Consider the following 22,042-nt stretch of genomic DNA (forward strand, 5'->3'; position numbering starts at 1 on the left):
GTTGATTTTTTAGGACGCCATGCAGACTTACTCCTACCTGGGCCAGTCCCCTGCCCTGCGCCAACAACGCCAAGCCTATCGTCATGGCTTGCCAGCCTGTGTTTGCGCCCACCCCTCCATTCCCTTCATTCACAAGCGCTTGAGTGCATCAGCCAGTTTCGCCCCCAGCGCGGCCCCTGCAGGCCCGGCCTTCCAATCCAATAATGCCCTGGATCAGAAACCCATCGCCCTGGCTCCCAAACTGATCCTGAGCAATCTGCGCCTGTTTGATGGTGAAACAACAGAGCTGAAAAACGGGCTGGCCGTCCAGATTGACCAGGGCCGCATCACTGCCGTCATGCCGGTTGCCGAGATTCCGACCGACGCCACCGTCATGGACTGCCAGAACAAAGTCTTGATGCCTGGCCTGATCGACGCCCACTGGCATAGCCTCTTGTGCGCTGTCGACCAGATGACCGCCATGATGGCCGACCCGGCTGACCTGCATTTGATTGCCAGCAAAGAGGCCGAGCGCACCTTGCTGCGCGGCTTTACCACCGTGCGCGATGCCGGTGGCCCCAGCTTCTCCTTGAAACGCGGTATTGATATGGGCTTGCTGCATGGCCCGCGCATCTATCCTAGCGGCGCCATGATTGCGCAAACCGGCGGCCATGCAGACTTTCGTATGCGCTACGAAGTGCCACGCGCAGAAGGCGAGCTAAGCCACACCGAACGAGCAGGTGTAACCTGCATTGCCGATGGTGCCGACCAAGTCCTGCGTCGTGTTCGGGAGCAACTGATGCTGGGCGCCAGCCAGATCAAGCTGATGGCCGGGGGCGGTGTCACCTCCTTGTACGACCCACTGGAAGGACTGCAATTTAGTGATGCCGAACTGCGTGCCGCGGTGGGCGCCGCCAGCGACTGGGGCACCTACGTGATGGTGCACGTGTACTGCGCTCGTGGTATTCAGCGTGCGATCAAGGCAGGCGTGAAATCCATCGAACACGGCCAACTTGCCGACGACGAAACCGCCCGCATGATGGCTGGCGAAGGCGTGTGGTGGAGCCTGCAACCCTTTTTGGCCGATGAAGACGCCAACGTCCAGCACGACCCACGCAGCAAGGCCAAGCAACAACAAGTTGCCGTAGGAACCGTACGTGCCTACGAGCTGGCCGATAAATATCAGATCCAGACCGCCTGGGGCACGGACATTCTGTTCACCCCCGCCCATCTACCACACCATGGCCGCATGTTGTCCAAGCTGACCCGTTTTTACAGCCCGCTCAAGGTGCTGAAAATGGCGACCGGAGATAATGGCCGGCTGCTGCAACTGTCGGGCCTGCGCCAACCGTACGAAGGCGAGCTGGGCGTAATCCGAGCCGGTGCCCTGGCCGATCTGCTGTTGATTGATGGCGAACCCGAACAAAGCCTGAGCTTTCTGGAGCAGCCCGAACAGAACCTGCTCTTGATCATCAAGGACGGCAAGATTTACAAGAACGCCCTGCCCGGCTGAAACCTCATCAAGGAGTTCCCATGCCCAACGAAGTGATGCAGTTATTCAAATTGCTTGGTCTGGGGCTGGCATTTTTGCTGCCCCTGGCCAATCCCTTGACCTCAATGGTGATGTACCTGTCATTGGGCGAAACCTTGAGCGCAGCAGAAAAGAAGCAGCAACTGCGTCAGGCGACGCTGTATGTCATTCTGGCCTTGCTGATTACCTACTACGCCGGTTTGTGGATTACTTCGGCACTGGGCATTTCCATGGTGGACATGCGTATCGGGGGCGGGCTGATTGTGGCGTATATCGGCTTTCGCATGCTGTTTCCTCCCACTGTCAGCGACGTGGTTTCCAAGGCAGCCGATCAGAACACCGCCGCCCACAACAATATCGCCTTCGTTCCACTGACCCTGCCCTCCACGGTCGGCCCCGGCACCATGGCACTGGTCATCAGTGCCTCCTCCAAAATGGCTGGCATGCGCGGACACTATGCAGAATGGGTGCTGGTGGCCACGCCCATCATTCTGGCCATCCTGATTGGTTTGATCTTTTTCATTTGCCTGCGCTCCTCGCTCAGCATCGTGCGTGTGATCGGGCATAACGGCGTCGATGCCATTTCACGCATCATGGGGTTCTTGCTGGTCTGCATGGCCGTGCAACTCGTCCTTGAAGGCGGACAGCAGTATGCTGCTACGCTGCTGACTCATTCTGCTGCCTCCTGAGTTTATGTCTATGACTTGTTTTCCTGCATTGCGTCTGACTCTGGCTGTGACGGCCGCCCTGACTCTGGCCGCCTGCGCGGCGCCGAATCACAAACCCATGGCCCAGGCCATGCCCGAGCAAGATGCGCCGGAACCACCTCGCCTGACATTGGCCGAATACAGCGGCCCGGATCAAAACCAGCCAGCGCCCCGCGTGCAAGCCCATCACGAATACAGCCTGTCAGAACTGATCGACCTGGCCCAACGCCTGAACCCCAGCACCCGCATTGCCTGGGGCGAGGCCCAACAAGCCGCAGAAGCTGCCGGTATGGTGGAAAGCACCTACCTGCCCTTGATCTCCGCCAGCGTGGTGGGCGGCTATATGCGCAGCGACCGCGACAGCAGCGTGCACATTCTGGGTAGAGAAATCGATGTGGATTACGACACCCATTTAAGTGGCGCCGTTCCTTCCCTGACCTTGAAGTGGCTTCTGTTCGACTTTGGCAAACGCGCCGCCTTGCAAGAGGCGGCCGACAAACTGGCCATGGCCAGCCGGATTACCTTCAGTGGAGTGCATCAGGCCGTGATTGCGGAAGTATCCATCAGCTACTTCAACTACAACTCGGCCCGCCAACGCGAGCAAATCTCTGCCCAAGGGCTGAAAAATGCGGCACTGATTGAAGATATCGCCCTGGAGCGGCAGCGCAATGGGCTGGGCACCCAGATTGAAGTCGCGCAGGCACGACAACTGAAAGCCCAGGCTCGTTTGCACCATGTGAATGCCAGCACTCTGGCACGTCAGTCTTATCAAACGTTGCTGGGTGCAATTGGCCTGTCCCCGGAAACGGAGCTGAAAGTCGCCGATAGCGCCACCCGCCCCCTGCCCGAGAATCTGGATATCCCTGGCAATGACACACTGAAAAAAGCCATCGCCCAGCGGCCCGATGTACAGGCCCTGCAAGCCGCCCATCAGGCCAGTCTGGCAGGCATAGACTCAGCCGAAGCCAGTTTCATGCCCAAGCTGGCCTTGATGGGTTTTATTTCCAAACGCATGGGTTCATTAAGTGTAGGCAGCCTGCCCGAAGTCAGCCCGCAATCCTCCTCCCGAGGCGCCGTGCTGGCCCTGAATATCCCGATCTACGACGCTGGGCTACGCAACAAGCAAGTGCGCGAAGCCAAGTTGCGTGCCGACACCGCGCGCGAACGCGTTGCCAAAACCGAGCAAGACGCCTACAAGCAAATGATCATCGCTGCCGACGCACTGCGAGCTGCTCTGGAGTCTCATCAAGCCGCCACCAGCCTGGTCGAGGCGGCCCAGATCACCTACCAAGGTGCGCTGGAATCCTACCAGGAAGGCTTGACCGGCATGACCTTGCTGACCGAAGCGCACAGCGGTCTATTAGGAGCACAAGAAGCCCAGACTATGGCTCATACCGCAGGTTTGGTCGGCTCTGTGAACCTGGCCTTTGCCATGGGCGAACTCAATCAAGCCCCCAAAACCCCTGGGGATGCCACCAAGTAGTAGGCAAAGAAGAAGCAAGCCGAACTCTACTTGGGAGCAAAAATAAAAAGGGAGCCATGCAAGGCTCCCTTCTCCTGTAGCAACCGCTACTGCAGCAACTTACTGCTCTTCAATCGCATCCAGCGCCTTGGCCAAACGCTCCACCGAGCGTTCCAGATTGTTCAGCTTGTCCAGGCCAAACAGACCAATTCGGAAGGTCTTGAAATCAGCAGGTTCATCACACTGCAAAGGCACACCCGAGGCGGCTTGCAAACCAGCCTTGGCAAACTTCGCGGCCGAATGTATCCCGTCATCCGTGGTGTAGCACACCACTACGCCCGGTGCCTCAAAGCCCGGTGCCGCCACGCTGCGGAAACCATGTTCGCGGAGCAGAGCGCGCACTTTGCGGCCCAGCTCCAGCTGACGATTGCGGATCCAGTCAAAGCCCAGAGCTTCCGTCTCGGCCATCGCCTCTTGCAGCACTTTCAAGGAGTCGGTAGGCAAGGTGGCGTGGTAGGCATGAGCCCCGTTCTCATACGTTTCCATGATCTGCAGCCACTTGCGCAGATCGCAGGCAAAACTGGTGCTGGTCGTGGTTTCAATGTGTTGACGAGCACGCTCGCTTAACATCACCAGGCCGCAACATGCCGAGCCGGTCCACCCCTTTTGCGGCGCGCTGATCAGCACGTCCACACCCACATCCTTCATACCCACCCACACGGTGCCCGATGCAATGCAATCCAGCACAAACAGACCGCCCACCGCATGTACGGCATCCGCAACCTGACGCATATAGTCATCGGGCAACATGATGCCGGAGGCCGTTTCCACATGCGGCGCAAACACCAGGGCCGGTTTTTCAGCCTGAATTGCGGCAACCACTTCTTCGATAGGTGCAGGCGCATAAGCGGCTTGCTTGCCCTCCTCGATCGGGCGGGCTTTCAGAACCGTGGTGCTGGCGGGAATGGAACCCATGTCAAAAATCTGAGTCCAGCGGTAGCTGAACCAACCATTGCGTATCACCATGCACTTGCGGTCCGTTGCAAACTGACGGGCCACCGCTTCCATGCCAAACGAGCCACTGCCCGGCACCACAATCGCCGAATGTGCCTGATAGACCTGCTTGAGCGTGCGGGAGATTTCGCGCATCACTTCCTGGAAGGTCTTGGACATATGGTTCAAGGCGCGGTCGGTGTAGACCACCGAATATTCAAGCAGGCCGTCCGGATCAACGGGAGTGCTGGTTTGAGACATGAAAACCTCGGAATTCTGGTAGAGAAGATATAAGGATCAAAGGATTTTAGACCAAGCAGATCTGTACGTGCGACTTGCCCCCAAGCTTCGTCCGGCTGCAGCCAAATCACAACTCAAACTCTTCGCTATGGGCTGTTCTGCAGGAGGTGTTATTGCGCTTCTTCTGCTTTCTTGACTCGGCCTGCCGCCCTGAGTACCGTGATGAGCACGTTTGATCTAGTCCGGGTTTCATCATCATGCAGGTAGCACACTTCAGCCAGAACACCTTGGGACGCGATATTGCGGTTGGCGATATTCACGGTTGCTTCTCCAAGCTGAAAACGTCTTTAAAGCGGATTCGTTTTGATCCGTCCAAGGACCGCCTTTTTTCGGTGGGCGATCTGGTGGATCGCGGTCCGGAGTCGCATCATGTTCTGGAGTGGCTGGACCTGCCCTGGTTTCATGCAATTTGTGGCAATCACGAGCAGCTGACCTGGCGGCGGGCGATTGGGCAGCCTATTCAGGAAGTGGACCATCGCGTGCATGGTGGGCTATGGCTGGACGATTGCACCTCAAACGAGCAGGCACTGATCGCTCAACGTCTGCAAGCCCTGCCTTTGGCGATGGAAATAGAAACGCCCTTGGGACTGGTGGGTATGGTTCATGCCGACTTTCCCTACGACAATTGGCAGCACATTCATACCGAGGGTTTTGATGCCAATGACCGCTATGTCTGTATGTGGTCCAGGGATCGCTATGTGACTGGCTACGATGGCATGGTAGAGGGTCTTCGGGCTTTGGTGCATGGGCATCAGACGACGCACAAGATGCGGCAATTAGGGAATGTGTTTTTCATTGATACCGGCGGGTGGCTGGATCATGGGCATTTCACCTTGCTGGATTTGAAGCGCTTGGTGGCTTTGTAGGGTCTTTCGGCTCTTCGCTCGCAATTAGAGATTGTTTTTGGCTAATTAGTCTCTGGGAAGGCGCTGTTTCGGTCCTGCTGGGGTGTCGGGGCTGAGCACTGGCCGGCGCTGCGCGCCGGTCCCCTTGTCGAGAACTCGATCGGGGCGCATCCTGAACTCGCCGGGTACTTGGTCCCCCGGACCAAGTACAAACGTCCGGCTCAAACAGCAGGACGCTTGTACCCCCGATCGAGCCCTCGCCTGCGGCCAGTACTCTGAATCGCCCCAACACCCCAGCAGGACCGAAACAGCTCTCAGCGATTATTTGCAAAGACAATCCTTATGCGGCAACTGATTGCTGCTTATTGGTTTACTGAGTGCTGATGGCTAATGGCTAATGGCTAATGGCTAATGGCTGATGTTCGACTCGCCTTGAACACGGAATCAATGACACTACGTCTGATGACGTACAAACCTGTCTTCGTCAATGTCGGTACTGGCCTCGTCTCTCGATGTACCTACGATTACCTGAACAACAACCATGGTGACAGGCGCTTTGGCTTCAAAGACAAGCTACATGCTACAGATTACAAACTACAGCTTGGTGCTCCAGGAGATCCTCAACAAGATTCATGCTCCAGTGAAGCACCAGGCACTCGATAATTAGCAGTTGGCCCGATTTCTCTATCCCCCACCCTCTCCGCCAACTGTTGAAAACGACGATTAGCCAATAAACCTCGCCCCTCCCCCTCAAGCCCCCTGCGCACCTACGGCAACAGAAAAAACCACATATAGCCAGATCCCAACAGAACGGAAGTCACATATTTATAGTCATTGTGAGCCGGTCTGGGCCGGGGGGCCGTCCTCTGGGCGATTCAGGCTTCTTGCCGCAGGCGGGCTTGCTATTCGGGGTTCAAGCGTCCTGTTGTTTGAGCGAAATGCTTGTGCCTTGTCCGGGGGACAAGGCACTTTCGCGAGTTCAGGATGCGCCCGAATAGCAAGCCTGACCAGGGCACCGGTGCGCAGCACCGGCAAGGAGCCAAGCCCGGAGGACGGCCCCCCGGCCCAGACCGGCGTTTTCACGAGTCACTATCTAAACATGCAGGCTCTCTGCACTCCTTATCTCCCAATCCTCCTGCTCCACACACCCCCACTCCTCAACACTCAGGAAAACGAAGAAGAAGAAGAAGAAGAAGAAGCCCAAAACAAAACCGCCTCAGTTCCCAAAAGAAACTGAGGCGGTCTCATCTTCAAACAAACAGCAAACAGGCCAAAGCCTTACTTCTCCACGCCCCCACCCAAGATCACGCCGTTCACCTCCTTACCGTAGTAACTTTCCTCGCCATCATGGAACTCCACACGCGCTTGCTCAACCGTCCCCTTCTGACGAGCATCCTTGGGACGCTCATGACTATTGATGTAAGCCGCTACGTCCCAGGCATCCTGATCGGACAAGGAGAACGGTTTACCCAAAGGCATATTGGCCTTGATGAAACCAGCAGCCGTATCAATACGAGCCATCCCTGCACCCCAGTTATACGAGTTGGGGCCCCACAAAGGCGGGAACACCACGCCACTTTCGGCATCCTTCTGCCCCTGGCCATCGACCGCATGACACAAGACACAGTTGTTGGTATAGACCTCTTTACCGCGTGCTACGTCATAGCCCAGCTCAGTCTTTTTAACTTTGGGGAAACCAGCACCCGGCAACTTCTGACCCGTAGGCGCCCCATCGGACATCCAGTACATATAAGTCATCAAGTCACGGTACACATCGCTGCCAGCGGGCGGCGCAACACCCGAGGGCGAGGCCTGCGCATTCATGGAATAGGTAAAACAGCCAATGATGCGATCTTCCAGCGTGCTGATCGCCTTGGTCTTGGCACGATAGGCGGGATAACTGACATAGGCTCCCCACATAGGCGCAGAGTGTTCACGACGACCACCGTCCAGGTGGCAGTTCACACAAGCCAAAGTATTGCCCACGTGATCCGACACCGTGGTCGAGGTTTCCATAAAGATCTTGTGACCGCGACGAACCGCCTCGCCATACGGCGTATCCGGAATGCTGCTCTCTGGCGGTGGCACGTAGTAACCATCTGCGCCTACCGGCATACCAGCCGTGACCGAATGCTTGTCCTTGCTCTGTGCCTTGCGATCGGCTTCCATGGCCTCACGACTATAGGTGGCCTCGCCAACCTGGATAGTGCCCTTGTCGGGCGAACCCAAGGAAAAGGACAACCAGCCCTTGGCATTCAAACCGTAGCCAATCGCAAAAAGCAGCACACCAATACCGGCCCCCCAGGCCAGTCTGCGTCCACCCGACATGGTGGATTTGCTGCGACCATTTTTTTGAGTGTCTTTCATAAAAAGCTCTCTGTTCTGATCTTATTTCGCCTGCTTGCCATTGGCTGGCAGCGAGGCGGCGTAATAGGAAACCGCATACAGGTCCTCGTAGGACAAGCGCGATGCGATGTCATCCATCAGGCTTTGCGGCGAGTTGTGACGATGGCCGCCTTTCCAGGCCGACAACTGACTGAACAAATACTCGGCCTGTTGCGCAGCCAAGGGCGGGAAAGACGTACCTACGCCTTCACCCTGACTGCCGTGGCAACTGATACATGCAGGCACGTTCTGCTTCCAGTCCCCTTTATGGAACAGGGCTTCGCCACGGGCCAGGTTCGCTTCCGAACTGGGCACATTAATGGCGGGAGCAGGCAGCTTGGCGTAGTAAGCAGTCAGCTCTTTCATATCCTCAGGCTTCAAACCGCGAGCTACGTACTGCATGGACTCGTTCAGGCGTGTACCTTGAGCAAAATCCTCCAGCTGCTTGAGCAGATACGCCTCGGGTATACCGGCCAAACGAGGAGTGATGCCTGCGCCTTCACCGGCCTCGCCGTGGCAGGAAGCACAGCTCCACACACTGCCCTGCCCCGAATGCACCAGTACGGGCGCATCCTTCAGTGCGGGAATGGCTGGCACCACAGGGGTGCCGCCTGCATTGGAAGCAACGATAGCGGCGGTCGGCTTGTCCGCTGCGGCATGTGGCGCCAGATCGTGCAGGTAAAGACCCACACCGGCCAAGGCCAAGGCGAACAGCACAGCCAACAGGAAGATTGGAATGGGACGCGGTGGCTCCCACGGCTCGAAGGTGGGGTCGATGTTCTCGACCTGGGGCGAACTAGAAACTTTTTCCATTGTCATGACTTGTCCTATTTAGCGCCCGAATCCGTCGAGGCTTCAGCGGGGCGACGATCGTAGCCACGGTCACGTTTATCCAGTTCCTGCGCGCTGGTCGCATAGGTGCGATCCAGAGCCAGCAGGTACTCCACCAAGTCCAGCGCTTCCTTGCGAGCAACCACATGCTTGCCCGCAGGCTGCAGGGACTCTGGCAAACGCACCACTACATCGCCTTCGGAAACCTGGTCTTTCAGCTCGAACATATAGGGATAGGACGGCATCAGGCTCCAGTCAAAAATCGCACGGGGCTGATACAGGTGGGTCAAATGCCAGTCACGGCTTTTCATGCGCGCACCGACGTTAAACAGGTCCGGGCCGGTACGCATGGTGCCCAGCAGGTGGGGCGAATCGTAAAAGTAATCGCCCGGTGTAGACGCACGGCCCCAGCCACGTGCCGTATCAAACAGGGTTTGACCGGTAGAGCGTGGCTGCTGGCTGTGACAGTACAAACAGCCGTTGGCCACGTACTCGTCACGCCCCAGCAGTTGCTGGGCGGTATAGGGTTGCAACTGCTCCGGCGGTTCCGAGGTACGCAATTGCCAGGCTGGCAAAATCACCAGCATCAAGGTAGCCAGCAGCAACACGCCAATGGCCCCGATTAGTAAAGGTAAGAGTCGATTCATGACGCATCTGCCCGAGCAAGTGTAGGAGTCGCATTAACAGCGGAACCTTTGCGCAGCAAGAGCAAGGCAAAGTGAGCCGCAAAGACAAAGTGGCCCAGTGTCATCATGGTGCCGCCAATAGAGCGGGCTTCCAGATACGGAACCATCTTGCGAGTGATCTCGCCAAAACTTGAACCTGGGTCCATCAAGCCCATGCCCTGCACCACACCGGCAATGCTCAGAGCCAGCACGTAGATCGTGAAGCCTGCCGTCACCAGCCAGAAATGGGTTTTGATCAGAGCCGGGAAGGGCCAGCGACGTCCCAGAATGTGCGGCATCATGTAATACAGCGTGCCGAACATCACCATGGACACAAAGCCGTAGGCGCCCAGGTGAGCGTGACCGACGGTGTAATGCGTGAAGTGCGTCACTGAGTTCACCGAGCGGATGGCTTCCAGCGAACCCTGGAAGGAGGACAAGGTGTACATCAGCGCGCCAATCCAGACGAAACGCAGGGCCATGGATTGCTTGAAGGCCCACAGGTTCTGCGCAACGGTTACGTGCTGGTTAATGGCCACGGCAATCACCGGCACAAACATCATGATGCTGTGCACCACGGACAAGGTGACGGCCCAGGTTGGCACCGGACCGCCCATCAAGTGGTGAATACCGACCTGGCTGTAGAACAGCGCCAGACTCCAGAAACCCAGCAAGGACACGTTGTAGGAATACACGGGCTTGCCGATGATCTTGGGGATGATGTAGTACGCCGCACCCACACCCATCGGCGTCAGCCACAGACCCAGCACGTTGTGAGCAAACCACCAGTTCACGGTTGCTTGCTGAGCACCGATGTGCAGACCGGGGATGTTGGACACCAGAAACAGGAACGGAAACCAGACCATACCGGCCAGGAAATACCAGCCCGACACATAGATGTGGCGCGATTTGCGGTTGGCGGCGGTTTCAATGGCAGGCCAGGCCAGGAAAAAGCCCCCTACTGCCAACAGAATGTCGATCTGCCAGGGGAATTCCAGCCACTCGATCCCGTCGGACCAGCCATTGGCCACGGCAATCGTGCCGCCCAATACCCCCAGGGTCCACAAGGCAGCGCCGAAGTACACCATATTGGGACGTCGCAAAGGCGTATGAAAAATACGCGGCAGCAACCACAGGGCCACGCCAATCCCGGTCACCGATAACCAGCCGTAAGCCACGATGTTCAGGTGCAAGGTACGCGCACGACCAAAGGTCACTTGTGCCACGTCGGCCAGCCAATCGGGCCAATGCAATTTCAGCGAGGCCATCACGCCAAACACCGAACCGATCAGCAGCCAGGTAATCCCGACCGTGACCAGAAGCAGAACCGGCCCCCGACCACTGCGGTCAATACCGGCACGCAAAACGTCAAAGCGATGTGTCTGTGCTTCGTTCTCCCCCCCAAAGGAAGCACTATCATCCGGCTGACCAAGCTCACCTTTCATGAAGATGGTCTCAGCTTCGTTCTTCCCAACGAAGATCAGCTTGTTTGCCACGGCCCAGACAAGAATGCCCAGTGCCACCAAAGAAGCGACAAAACTGGTCGCCAGTAATATTCCTAATATAGGAGTCATGTGAATAAATGCCCGATATCTGTCATGCGGCTAAGCCTAAAGAAACGTCATTGCCCAAGCCGGTTTTATTAAAAAAGTAAGTACCGAGATACAAATGCAATGCAATCTACATCACAGTAGAGGATCAGGATTAAGGCCAAATTAAGAGAACTTTCCCTCTCGCCCCTGCCCTCAAGGCTGCTAACATGAACGCCGAAACGTAATAACCATCAGGCTTTGCCTGCACAAGCCGCATTTACCACAGGGGGGGAGAATGCACGTTTTACTTGTTGAAGATGATGCGCTCGTCGCCAGCGGAATTGTGGCGGGCTTGCGACTGCATGGGCTGACCGTGGACCACGTGGGCACGGCCAGCCTGGCCGACACGGCCTTGCTGTCTTCGCACTTTGATGTCTGTATTCTGGATCTGGGTTTGCCTGATCAGGACGGGCTGACGCTGCTGCGTCGTTGGCGCGAACAAGGCCGTAAACTGCCCATTCTGATTCTGACGGCTCGCGACGCCCTGCATCACCGGGTTGAAGGGCTGCTGGGTGGGGGCGATGACTATGTCATCAAACCTTTTGACCTGGACGAGCTGCTGGCACGCCTGCATGTATTGACACGACGTGTAGCGGGCCACGAAACAGATTGCATTGAATATGGGCGGCTCAGTTTCTGTGCCTCCACCGGCCATGTCACCCTGGATGGCAAGCCAGTCAGTCTGGCGCGCCGTGAGCTCTCCTTGTTGCGTGCCCTGCTCAGCAAACCGCACACCATCCTGAGTGCCGAACAACTGTGCGACAGCGTCTACGGCTACGATCAGGATCTGGAAAGCAATGCCATCAATGTGCACATCTACCATTTGCGCCGCAAGCTGGGCAGCAATATTGTCGAGACCGTGCGGGGCCTGGGCTACAAACTGGGGCCTGCCGGTTAGGTATTTCACACCATGAGCCTACGCCTTAGATTGCTGCTGGTTATCGGCATTTCCCTGACCGTGCTCTGGAGTGCGGTCGCCACCTGGATGCTGATGGATGCACGCCACTCCTTGCGTGAAGCGCTGGATAGCCGACTGGCAGCATCGGCCCGCATGGTGGCCGGACTGGTGGCCCAATTTCCAAACTTGCAGGAGTTGGCCCAATCCGCGGAGCGCCCCCTGGACATCATTGCCCGAGATGGGGTGGCTTGCGAAATCAGTGTGGTGCGCAGCGAAGTAGAAATTCAGGCGGTCAGCCGAACTGCGGGTAGCCCGGATATGTCACAAGTGGCTTTGGGCTTTGGCACGCACGTGCATGGTGGCAAGCGCTGGCGCACCTTTGTGCTGCGCGAAGGCCATATTCAGATTGCCGCCGCCGACAGCATAGAAATACGCGAAGCACTGGTAAGGGAAATCATGCTCTCGGCTGGCCTGCCCTTTGTCGTGGCCTTGTTTGGTAGCCTGCTGCTTTTGTGGGTTGGTATCGGTCACGGCCTGGCTCCCCTGGAGCGAATTCGGGACATGCTGTCGCGCCGTCGTCCCGGGGACGACAGCCCACTGCCCAAAGTCAACGTCCCGGTTGAGCTGCAACCCTTGCTGCGAACCCTTGAAGAACTGCTGGAGCGGCAACAAGCCGCCATCATGCGCGAACGCCGCTTTACCGACAGCGCTGCCCACGAACTGCGTACACCCCTTACCGGAATCAAAACCCATATTCAAGTTGCCCATCTGGCTGCCCAACGTCCTGGAGAACGCAACACGCTGGATACGGCCTTGAGCCAGGCAGACCAGGGCGTGCAACAGCTACAGAACATTTTGCAGCGGCTGCTGGAGTTGGCACGGCTGGACGGGCAAAGCGCCCGAATGGAAAGTAGCCAGGCCGACGAGGCGGTATACGCTGCCCTGCATGCCCTTAAAGCCATCTACGGCGACACCATAGACCAGATCACGCTGGATATACGCAGCAAACCCGGCCCGGTACAGATTGAAAAATCCCTGCTGACAGTGGCCGTACAGAACCTGATCGACAATGCCTTGCGCTATACCAAAGCCCAGCAACCGATCAGCTTGCGGATTGAAGCAGGAGAGCCGGGCTATCTGCGTCTCAGCGTGCTGGACCACGGTCCCGGATTAAGCGACAGCGAACGGGATCTGGCCATGAACCGTTTTTGGCGCGGCTCGCAACAACAGGCGGGCTATGGCTTGGGCTTGTCGATTGTGAACGCTATCGCCACCCAGCATGGCGGAACGCTGGAGCTGCTGAATCGCAAAAGTGGCGGACTGGAAGCGCGTCTGACCGTGCCCCTTGCCGACCAGGGCAGTTGAAACCAAGCCACGCAATAAAAAAAGGCCGGAGCCCATCAGGGTCCGGCCTTTTCTGTTTGACGCGGTGCTTGCCTGTTTCAGGCAAGCCCATCATCAAAGAATTTGGATTTTAGTTGCGCATGGGCCTTTTTGGCCTGCACCTTCGATGAAGGAAACGCGTTGGTTCTCTTCCAGAGTTTTGAACCCGGTTCCCTGAATTTCACTGTGGTGTGCGAAGAGATCCTTGCCGCCGTTCTCCGGCACGATGAATCCGAAGCCTTTTTCGCTGTTGAACCACTTCACAATACCAATTTCTGTCTTCAAAATAAGTCCTAAATGTAATGACGATCAGAGAAAAAAATTTTCTCTCCCTGAACTATCCTCCGATTGCGTCCACAAAGATAGCTCCGTTACTTTTTAATTGTAAAAATCCGGAAATTCTGTTGTTTCCTGAGCCTGTCCATCCTGTTTGTCTAGCCCCGCCCTTGCATCCGGGATGCCGCTGCGCACCGCGTCCGGGCCAACTGCCCCTGCCATCCCCCACACAAGAACGCCTGGTGAAAAGCGCCGCCATTTCAGCGCCAAACGGTATTTGAGGCCTGAACAACTCACTTCAGCCGATAAAAAATCCCCACGCAATCAAAGCACTCTTGGCTATACTGGCTCGCACTTAGCGGTCTACTTATCCTGATTGACGTGTGTCATGTCATGATCACGAGGAACATACAATGAATCGTAGAAACTTCCTGCTGGCCACGCCCGCTGCCGCATTTGGAACCCTGGTTCTGCCCTCCACCAGCCAGTCTGCCCCCGCCATCATCACCAACACCAGCCAAATCCTGCCGCGCCACACCAAAGGCCCGCGCATTGTCATTTGTGGGGGCGGCTGGGGCGGAATGACGGCCGCCAAGCACCTGTCCAAACTGGTGCCCCAGGCACAAGTGGTGCTGATCGAACGCAACCCCACGTTCTGGTCCGGCCCCATGAGCAACAAGTGGCTGATTGACATCGTCAACACGGATTTCCTGAACCACGACATGCTGGCGCCCTCCATCAAGTACGGCTACAGCCTGGTTCATGCCGAAGTCACCGCCATCGAGCGCGACAAGAAAACCGTGCGCACGACCCAAGGCGCGCTGGAGTACGACTACCTGATCCTGTCGGGCGGCATACGCAATGCCTACGATGCCTGGTTTGGCAATGACACTTACGCGGCGGAATACACCCGCCAGCACTTTCCCAACGCCTACATCCCGAATGCCGAGATGTTTGCCTTGAAGAACAAGCTCAAAGCCTTCAAGGGCGGCACCATTGTGATGACGCTGCCCCCGCCACCGCATCGCTGCCCGCCCTCGCCCTACGAGCGCGCCTGTTTGATGGCCTGGCATATCAAGACCAACAAGATTCCGGGCAAGATCATCATTCTGGACCCCAAGCCCACCATTGCCCCGATTGGCGAGGGATACCGCGCAGCCTTCCAGGAGCTGTACCCGGACATCATCACCCACGTCCCCAATGCCCGGGTACGCGAAGTAGACCCCTTCAAGAAGCACATCAAGACCACCGCCGGCGATTTTGATTTTGACGACGCGGTGCTGATGCCCCCACACCAGGCCGCCGATATGGTCTGGAACGCAGGCCTGGTCGGTACAGGCCCCGATGGCAAACCCACGGGCTGGGCCAATATTGACCCACGCCTGTTCACTGCCCGCGACGACGACAATGTCTACGTGGTGGGGGACTCCATGGGCTTTATTTCCGACCAGTTCGGCCACTACCCCAAGAGCGCCCACGTGGCACACGCCGTAGCCAAGATTGTTTCCCAGAACCTGGCCGAACGTATCGCGGGCAAGGAAGTGGTGCCCGTGCTGCCGGATAATCTTTGCTACATGATGGTCAACGGAGATCCGCAAGAAGAAATCTCGGTCAAGTTTGATTACGAGCTGGACGCAAGCGGCAAGGTTCTGCAAACCCAGATCGATATGGATGTCCGTACCTCCGACCTTGTTCAAGAAGACTTCCAGTGGATCAAGACCCGTTTCAATGACTTCCTCTAAACTTCCCTCCCGTTTTGTCCGCCGCCGCCAGCTTGTACTGGGCAGTGCCGCCGGACTGGGTGCCGCGTGGCTGCCCCTCAATCTGCATGCGCAAGTTGCCTTTGATCAATTGCTGAAACCGGCCACTGCGGCCCAAGTCCAAGCCATTGTGGACGAGTTCCTGAAAGGCGCCAGCCCAGAAGAAAAAGGCATGAAGCTGGATATGCCCGCTCTGGGCGACAACCCCGCCGCAGTGCCCGTCAAAGTGGTGCTGGACTTGCCCGCAAGCGACGAGCTGTATTGCCAGGAGCTGATCATTCTGGCTCAGGGCAACCCGCATCCGCTGGCCTGCCGCTTCAACTTCACCGCCCTGGCCGGAACAACGGAAGTCGCAGTTCGCCTGCGCCTGATTGAAACCCAAACCATCCGCGCCCTGGCACGGTTAAGCGATGGCCGCGTCCTGAGCGCCCAGCATCACATCACGGTGACTGCTGGCGGCTGCGGCATGTAAACAAGGGGCACTCATGAGTAAACCACGTATCTGGATCAGCAATGCCAAGCCCAAGGCGGGCGACATTGTGCGCGTGCGCGCCCTGGTCGAACACCGTATGGAAAGCGGTCTGCGCCTGAGCAAGGAAGGCCAGGTTGTGCCGCGCAACATCATCCACGAATTCAAGGCCACCTTTAACGGCGAGCCCTTGTTCAACTGGCAGCCGGAAACCGCGATTTCCCAAAACCCGTACATTGAATTTACCTTTGTCGCACGACGTTCCGGCGCTCTGGAAATGAGCTGGACGGACGATCAAGGCGCTGTCATTACCGGCCAGACGGAGCTGAGCATCAGCGACTGATTGCGGATCAGTTCCAGCCCGGCCCCCTGACCTGCCCCATTCAGCGCCCTTAACGGGCGCTGAGTTCATAACAGTGTTCTATATAGTCATACAAGGTGGGCGTAAGGGGAATGCTACGCTGAGCGTCCTTTCCTACAACGATGCACATTGACAAGAAGAATGCCCATGTCCCTCTCTCTGGTAGGTCGTCTCCTTTTTGCCCCCGCCTTGCTCGTGGCCAGCAGTGCCACCGCGCCGGCCTGGGCCAGTTCCACACTGGACATCAAAACGGTGGCCAACTCCTGTGCGAACTGTCACGGCCCGGATGGGCGTTCCACGACCATCATTCCCTCGCTGGCAGGCCGTCCCGAAGCCGCCTTGCTGGAGCAACTGCGCGCCTTTGCTTCGGACACACCTCCGGCAGGCACCACCATCATGAGTCGTCTGGTCAAAGGCTACCAGGACGCGGATCTGGAAGCCCTGGCACGTCATTTCTCTGAAATCTCCTCCACCCCTCGCAGCGTTGCGGAAGGACGTTAAGAATGAGCACCCCCTTGAACTCCTCCCGTCGCCAGTGGCTGAGCCGTGTCGGTAAAACCAGTGTGGCTGGTCTGGCCTTGAGCACCCTGCCTGTGTACGCGCGCAGCAGCTCGGCCCATGTCGTTGTGGTCGGCGGCGGCTTTGGCGGTGCAACCGCTGCCCGTTACTTGAAGCGCGGTGATCCATCCCTGAAAGTCACCTTGATTGAACCGGCCACCACCTTTTACACCTGCCCGTTCACCAATCTGTATCTGGCTGGTTTGCGCCGTTTTGAACAGCAAGGCCACGGCTTTGATGATTTGCGCGCAGCCGGTATCGATGTCATTCACGACCTGGCCACCGCGGTCGACTCCCAGGCCAAAACCCTGACCTTGGCCAAGGGCCAGAAGCTGTCTTACGACAAGCTGCTGCTCTCACCCGGTATTGATTTTCGCTGGAACACGCTGGAAGGCTATGACGAAGCCGCTTCCTTGCTGGCCCCGCACGCCTGGAAAGCGGGCGATCAAACCCGTTTGCTGAAAAGTCAGCTGGATGCCATGCCCGACGGCGGCACCTTCATTATGGTAGCCCCCGAAAACCCCTTCCGCTGTCCGCCCGGCCCTTACGAGCGCGCCAGCATGGTGGCTCACTACTTCAAGCAGAACAAACCCAAGTCCAAGATCCTGATTCTGGATGCCAAAGACAGCTTCTCCAAACAGGGCCTGTTCCAGGATGGCTGGAAACAAGTCTATGGCGACATGATCGAATGGGTGCCGTTCTCCAAAGACGGCAAAGTCACTCGCGTGGATGCCGCCAAGCTGAGCGTGGAAACCGAGTTTGGCGAGATCCACAAAGCCGATGTGCTGAACGTGATCCCGCCACAAAAAGCCGGAGCCATTGCCGAACAGGCCGGTGTCACCAACGCCAGCGGCTGGGTGCCAATTGACCCGCATACCTTCGAGTCCGAGCAGATCAAGGACATCTATGTGGTGGGCGATGCCACCATTGCCTCACCCATGCCCAAGTCCGGTTTCTCTGCCAATACGCAAGCCAAGCTGGCAGCGGCTGCCATCATTAATGCCTTGAGCGGCAAGCCTGCGCCACAGGCCACACTGAGCAATACCTGCTACAGTTTGATCGCTCCCGACTATGGCATTTCTGTGGGGCACTTGTACGCCTTTGCCGATGACAAGCTGGCTGAAGCGTCCGGCGGGGTCAGCCCTAAAGAAGCCAGCCCGGCCTTTCGCAAGCAGGAAGCCCAGTATGGCGAGGCCTGGTATGCCGCGATCAGTCGCGACACCTGGGGCACCAAAGGCTAAGTGGTTCCAACCCGGTCCTAACATCCAGCGCACATGATGAATACAGAACTTGTACTGTGGGTCAGCTTGGCCATTGGCCTGCTCTTTGGCATTAGTGGCCAGCTCAATGGTTTTTGCTTTTATCGTGGCTTGACCGAGCGCTGGTCCGGGCGTAGCGGCTACAAGCTTCAGGGCTTTGCCCTGGCGCTGGCCGTGGCCCTGGCCGGGACACAACTGGCGGCGGGCTACGGGCTGATCAGTCTGGACAAGGTCCTGTACCTGAACCCCACTTTCTCCTGGCTGCTGGTGCCGCTTGGAGGTGTGCTCTTTGGGGCAGGCATGACCCTGGCTAATGGCTGCGGCGCCCGAGCTCTGGTTCTGTTGGGACAGGGAAATCTGCGCTCCTTTGTCGTCGTGCTTTGTCTGGGTATCGCCGCCTATGTCACCTTGACGGGCCTGCTGGCGCCGCTGCGCATGAGCATCGCCCAAGCCAGCAGTGTCACCCTGCCCGCAGCGACCCTGTCCGAGGGTCCCCTCCGCTCTATGGTGATTGCCCTCCTCGTCGCCGCCCTGATCGCTTTTGCCTTGCTGCGTCGCCAGGACGGCCAACGCCTGAATGATCTGCTGGCCGGAGCATTTGTAGGGCTGCTGATTGTGGCAGGCTGGCTGACTACCGGCTGGCTGGGCGATGATCCCTTCGAGCCTTTACCCGTCAGCTCGCTGAGCTTTGTCGCCCCGATTGGGGAAAGCATTCAATACGCCATGATCTCCACCGGCATGAGCCCGCGCTTTACCATCATGATTGTGGTGGGTGTGGTGGCCGGCTCCTTGCTGAGCGCCCTGCTGCGTCGCCGCTGGAAGCTGGAAGGTTTTGAGTCGCCCCGCCACATGCTGCGCTCCATGGCAGGCGGTACCTTGATGGGCGTAGGTGGCGTGCTGGCCCTGGGCTGCACCATAGGCCAGGGCTTAAGCGGCTTGTCCACCTTGTCGGCCACCTCCTTGCTGGCGGTGCTGGGCATTATCGTCGGTGCACGTCTGACCTGGACCCGCCCAAGCGCCTGACTCCGTGTTTCAATAAGGGCTTGATTGACGGCGCTTCAGAATGGCCCTGGCGAGCTCCGCCTGACATTCGCTGAAGCACTCTTACCGAGCCCACTGCAATGCGACAGATCCTGCTTGTTGTCGATGTGCAAAGCTGCTTTTCACCGCCCCCCTGGCTGATCGACGGCATTAACGCCCTGAGCACCCGCCTGCCTTGCGCGGCCTTGATTGAACTGCACGACGAGTCTCAAACCCCTTTTTCCAGTCAGCTAGGCTGGTGTCCGCCGCGCAGCGATCGCTGCCTGGTCGATGCCAAACAAATCTTCATCAAGCACGGCTACGCCCCCAGCCCCGCTGCAATGGAATATTTGCAGCAATGTCAGGCTGATCGCATTCTGGTCTGCGGCATTCAAACCGATACCTGCGTGCTGGCTGCCGGATTTGCCTTGTTTGATGCCGGGCTGCACCCCACCCTGATTACGGATCTGACGGTTGGCTCGTCCCTGGATCGCTCCGGCGAGCTGGGTATCAAATTGTGGAAACATCACTTCGGGCGCACGATCCACAGCAGCGAACTACTGGCTGAACTGGACCGGCAGTAATCCCGCGCATGGGCGGGCAAAGCCGGACTTGGCTCAGCAACCCAAAGGTAGCGCCCACACGCGTCAAGCCACTACGCTGCAGCGAACCGCTCATCAAATCCGCCCCCCCTGTTCTCTCTGCTGCACCAGACAAATGCTGATTGAACATTCAACCATCGCGCCCCTGATTAATCATTACGTTTAGCGTAATCATTCACCCATAAGCTTTATTGATAGCCCTATACCGCCACTGATATGGTCGTTTCCAGAAACCTGCAAAAGGTTCAATTACAAGGAGACGAGACATATGCATTGGCTATCCATTGCCGTTTTAGGAGGCATGTTCGTACTGGCGACCGCCCTACCCATCAATATGGGGCTGATTGCTTTTGTAGGCGCTTTTCTGGTGGGTACGCTGGTGGCGGGCATGGGCGCCAAGGAAATCATGGGCGGCTTTCCGGCTGACCTGTTTCTAACACTGGCCGGTATTACCTATTTGTTCGCGCTGGCTCAGAACAATGGCACGATCAACTGGCTGGTCAGCATGGCCGTGCGAGCCGTGCGTGGCCGCATCGCCGCCATTCCATGGATCATGTTTCTGATCACGGCCGCATTGACCGCTGTGGGTGCCGTCAGCCCGGCCGCCGTTGCCATCATTGCCCCGATTGCGCTGGGCTTTGCCCGCCAGTACGGCATCAACCCGCTCTTGATGGGTTTGCTGGTGATTCATGGCGCCCAAGGGGGCGGCTTCTCCCCCATCAGTATTTACGGTGGCATCACCAACCGTGTGGTCAGCGCCGCCGGTTTGCCCTTGAATGAAATGGCCACCATGATGGCCAGCCTGAGCATCAACCTGGCCGTGTCCATTTTGCTATTCGTGTGGATGGGCGGTTTGAAGCTGATGCGTCAGAAAGTGGACTTAAGTTCGGCAGACGTAAACGTTGCCCGCGTGGCCCATGGCTCGGGTGGTCCGCAAGTGTTTGGCGACGCTGAAGCCGAAGCCTTTGGTGAAGAGCGCAAGACCGCCCGGAAAAGCCCCGATGCCCTGGTCGAAGCCGGTAATGGTGCCAACGAGGCCCCCCACTGGTATCGCGTTCTTACCTTGGTCGGCCTGTTCATCCTGGCCGTGCTGACTTTGTTTTTCAAACAGGATATTGGCTTTACCTCGATCACCATCGGTCTGGTACTGACCTTGATGGCCCCCAATCTGCAAAAACGCGCACTGGGCCAAGTGTCCTGGCCTGAAATCATGCTGATTGTGGGTGTCAGCACCTATGTGGGCGTGATGGAATCCATGGGCACGATTGATTTTGTCGGCCATAGTGTTGCCCAGCTGACCTCTCCCTTGATGGCGGCCTTGCTGCTGCTTTTTGTGGGCGCGGTCGTGTCGGCGTTTGCCTCCTCCACCGCCGTGCTGGGTTCGCTGATTCCGCTGGCGGTGCCCTTTCTGCAAGGCGATGGCGGCGTGGGGCCGGTGGGCTTTATTGCGGCTATGGCCGTGTCCTCCACCATTGTGGACGTCAGCCCCTTTTCCACCAATGGCGCACTGGTACTGGCCAATGCCCAGGGAGTGTCGCGTGATGCCTTCTTCCGTCAGCTATTGCTGTACGGTGCTGCCGTCACGGTTATTGCCCCAGTCGTCGTCTGGCTGCTGTTTGTGGTGCTCTAAAACTCCCGGCGAAGCAGAAATCCAGCTGGCCCCGGCACTTTGCTAGCCGGGGCCTTTTTGATGGGAATTCTGACCTCATCAACCGGCAGTTAACACTCTCTGGTCCAACTCCATAGACCATAAGATTTGCGAGTGGCGTGGAATGCCTGCAAGGCATATTCCCTCCTGCCTCATCCCGGCGTTCAGCCCTCAGCCCGGAACCGACAAGACTTATTCCCGCCCGAGTCTCACCAGCTCATCGCCCCGCCTCCCTCTCAACCGCGTTTTTCCCTATGGAAAACGCCAAAACAGCTATGGCGCCGCATTAAATTCTGAATAAAGCCTTGAAAGCTGGAAATTCCCAACACCGAAATGAGAATGATTGCTATTATTCTGCCGTTATTTCAAGCCTGATGCCCTCTTTCCCTCTCTGTCACCAAGAACTTGCTTACTGAAAAGCGAAGCTTGCGTGATGAGCGCAGCGTACAAGAATGGCGGACTCCATCCGTCACCCACCGTTGCCAAGCAAGCACGGCTTTTCTCGGTTTAATGATCAT

General features: G+C 57.6%; 20 protein-coding genes. 14 read left to right on the forward strand and 6 right to left on the reverse strand.

What is annotated here, in order from left to right; genetic code table 11:
- The first annotated feature begins 19 nt into the window (after positions 1-19).
- The 3 genes from N879_RS05190 to N879_RS05200 are packed head-to-tail and all read left to right on the forward strand — an operon-like array spanning position 20 to position 3,700.
- The gene (locus N879_RS05190) at positions 20-1,492 is read left to right on the forward strand and encodes a metal-dependent hydrolase family protein (RefSeq protein ID WP_009460982.1); all 1,473 of its coding nucleotides are present in this window, start codon (positions 20-22) and stop codon (positions 1,490-1,492) included.
- A 20-nt stretch (positions 1,493-1,512) separates the two neighbouring features.
- A complete protein-coding gene (locus N879_RS05195) occupies positions 1,513-2,199 on the forward strand; it encodes a MarC family NAAT transporter (protein WP_009460989.1) in 687 nt (228 codons plus the stop codon).
- Positions 2,200-2,209: 10 nt separating this feature from the next.
- Positions 2,210-3,700, forward strand: coding sequence for a TolC family protein (locus N879_RS05200; protein ID WP_021446784.1), 1,491 nt, complete (start codon positions 2,210-2,212; stop codon positions 3,698-3,700).
- Between the two features lie 99 nt (positions 3,701-3,799).
- On the opposite strand, the gene N879_RS05205 is transcribed toward N879_RS05200, so the two are convergent.
- Positions 3,800-4,933, reverse strand: coding sequence for an aminotransferase class V-fold PLP-dependent enzyme (locus N879_RS05205; RefSeq protein ID WP_009461001.1), 1,134 nt, complete (start codon positions 4,931-4,933; stop codon positions 3,800-3,802).
- 236 nt (positions 4,934-5,169) lie between these two features.
- Between N879_RS05205 and N879_RS05210 the strand changes: the two genes are divergently transcribed.
- Positions 5,170-5,838: a metallophosphoesterase gene (locus tag N879_RS05210; RefSeq protein WP_021446785.1), complete on the forward strand. Its 669-nt coding sequence runs from the start codon at positions 5,170-5,172 to the stop codon at positions 5,836-5,838.
- Positions 5,839-7,095: 1,257 nt separating this feature from the next.
- Here N879_RS05210 and N879_RS05220 read toward each other — a convergent pair.
- Genes N879_RS05220 through N879_RS05235 form a run of 4 tightly spaced genes read right to left on the reverse strand, consistent with a single transcriptional unit; the run spans position 7,096 to position 11,272 of the window.
- On the reverse strand, positions 7,096-8,184 hold the full coding sequence (locus N879_RS05220) for a c-type cytochrome (RefSeq protein WP_021446788.1): 1,089 nt from the start codon (positions 8,182-8,184) through the stop codon (positions 7,096-7,098).
- 21 nt (positions 8,185-8,205) lie between these two features.
- A complete protein-coding gene (locus N879_RS05225) occupies positions 8,206-9,021 on the reverse strand; it encodes a c-type cytochrome (protein WP_022983196.1) in 816 nt (271 codons plus the stop codon).
- A gap of 8 nt (positions 9,022-9,029) precedes the next feature.
- Entirely contained in the window at positions 9,030-9,680 is a 651-nt protein-coding gene (locus tag N879_RS05230; RefSeq protein ID WP_009461016.1) for a cbb3-type cytochrome c oxidase subunit II, read from the reverse strand.
- The gene (locus N879_RS05235) at positions 9,677-11,272 is read right to left on the reverse strand and encodes a cbb3-type cytochrome c oxidase subunit I (protein ID WP_031232271.1); all 1,596 of its coding nucleotides are present in this window, start codon (positions 11,270-11,272) and stop codon (positions 9,677-9,679) included. Before N879_RS05235 ends, N879_RS05230 begins: the two co-directional genes overlap by 4 nt.
- A gap of 253 nt (positions 11,273-11,525) precedes the next feature.
- Between N879_RS05235 and N879_RS05240 the strand changes: the two genes are divergently transcribed.
- Both N879_RS05240 and N879_RS05245 read left to right on the forward strand, forming a co-directional pair.
- Positions 11,526-12,188 (forward strand): response regulator, encoded by a 663-nt coding sequence (locus tag N879_RS05240; protein WP_021446792.1) that lies wholly within the window; start codon positions 11,526-11,528, stop codon positions 12,186-12,188.
- Between the two features lie 12 nt (positions 12,189-12,200).
- Positions 12,201-13,553 (forward strand): ATP-binding protein, encoded by a 1,353-nt coding sequence (locus N879_RS05245; protein ID WP_031232272.1) that lies wholly within the window; start codon positions 12,201-12,203, stop codon positions 13,551-13,553.
- A gap of 93 nt (positions 13,554-13,646) precedes the next feature.
- Here N879_RS05245 and N879_RS05250 read toward each other — a convergent pair whose 3' ends face one another.
- A complete protein-coding gene (locus tag N879_RS05250) occupies positions 13,647-13,856 on the reverse strand; it encodes a cold-shock protein (RefSeq protein WP_009461028.1) in 210 nt (69 codons plus the stop codon).
- Positions 13,857-14,260: 404 nt separating this feature from the next.
- Between N879_RS05250 and N879_RS05255 the strand changes: the two genes are divergently transcribed.
- The 8 genes from N879_RS05255 to N879_RS05290 all read left to right on the forward strand — a co-directional run bounded on the left by N879_RS05255 (position 14,261) and on the right by N879_RS05290 (position 21,506).
- Positions 14,261-15,589, forward strand: coding sequence for an FAD-dependent oxidoreductase (locus N879_RS05255; RefSeq protein WP_009461034.1), 1,329 nt, complete (start codon positions 14,261-14,263; stop codon positions 15,587-15,589).
- Entirely contained in the window at positions 15,576-16,079 is a 504-nt protein-coding gene (locus tag N879_RS05260; protein WP_009461036.1) for a thiosulfate oxidation carrier protein SoxY, read from the forward strand. Before N879_RS05255 ends, N879_RS05260 begins: the two co-directional genes overlap by 14 nt.
- 13 nt (positions 16,080-16,092) lie before the next feature.
- Positions 16,093-16,419, forward strand: a complete 327-nt coding sequence (gene soxZ / locus N879_RS05265) for a thiosulfate oxidation carrier complex protein SoxZ (RefSeq protein WP_009461038.1) — start codon at positions 16,093-16,095, stop codon at positions 16,417-16,419.
- Between the two features lie 165 nt (positions 16,420-16,584).
- Positions 16,585-16,938: a c-type cytochrome gene (locus N879_RS05270; RefSeq protein ID WP_021446793.1), complete on the forward strand. Its 354-nt coding sequence runs from the start codon at positions 16,585-16,587 to the stop codon at positions 16,936-16,938.
- A gap of 2 nt (positions 16,939-16,940) precedes the next feature.
- Positions 16,941-18,236 (forward strand): NAD(P)/FAD-dependent oxidoreductase, encoded by a 1,296-nt coding sequence (locus tag N879_RS05275; RefSeq protein ID WP_009461042.1) that lies wholly within the window; start codon positions 16,941-16,943, stop codon positions 18,234-18,236.
- Between the two features lie 33 nt (positions 18,237-18,269).
- Positions 18,270-19,277, forward strand: a complete 1,008-nt coding sequence (locus N879_RS05280) for a YeeE/YedE family protein (protein WP_021446794.1) — start codon at positions 18,270-18,272, stop codon at positions 19,275-19,277.
- Positions 19,278-19,375: 98 nt separating this feature from the next.
- The gene (locus tag N879_RS05285) at positions 19,376-19,858 is read left to right on the forward strand and encodes an isochorismatase family protein (RefSeq protein ID WP_009461046.1); all 483 of its coding nucleotides are present in this window, start codon (positions 19,376-19,378) and stop codon (positions 19,856-19,858) included.
- Positions 19,859-20,144: 286 nt separating this feature from the next.
- Complete coding sequence (locus N879_RS05290) at positions 20,145-21,506, forward strand: SLC13 family permease (protein ID WP_009461047.1); 1,362 nt, start codon at positions 20,145-20,147, stop codon at positions 21,504-21,506.
- Positions 21,507-22,042: the final 536 nt, after the last annotated feature.

The sequence above is a fragment of the Alcaligenes sp. EGD-AK7 genome (assembly GCF_000465875.3).
Classification (GTDB): domain Bacteria; phylum Pseudomonadota; class Gammaproteobacteria; order Burkholderiales; family Burkholderiaceae_B; genus Alcaligenes; species Alcaligenes phenolicus.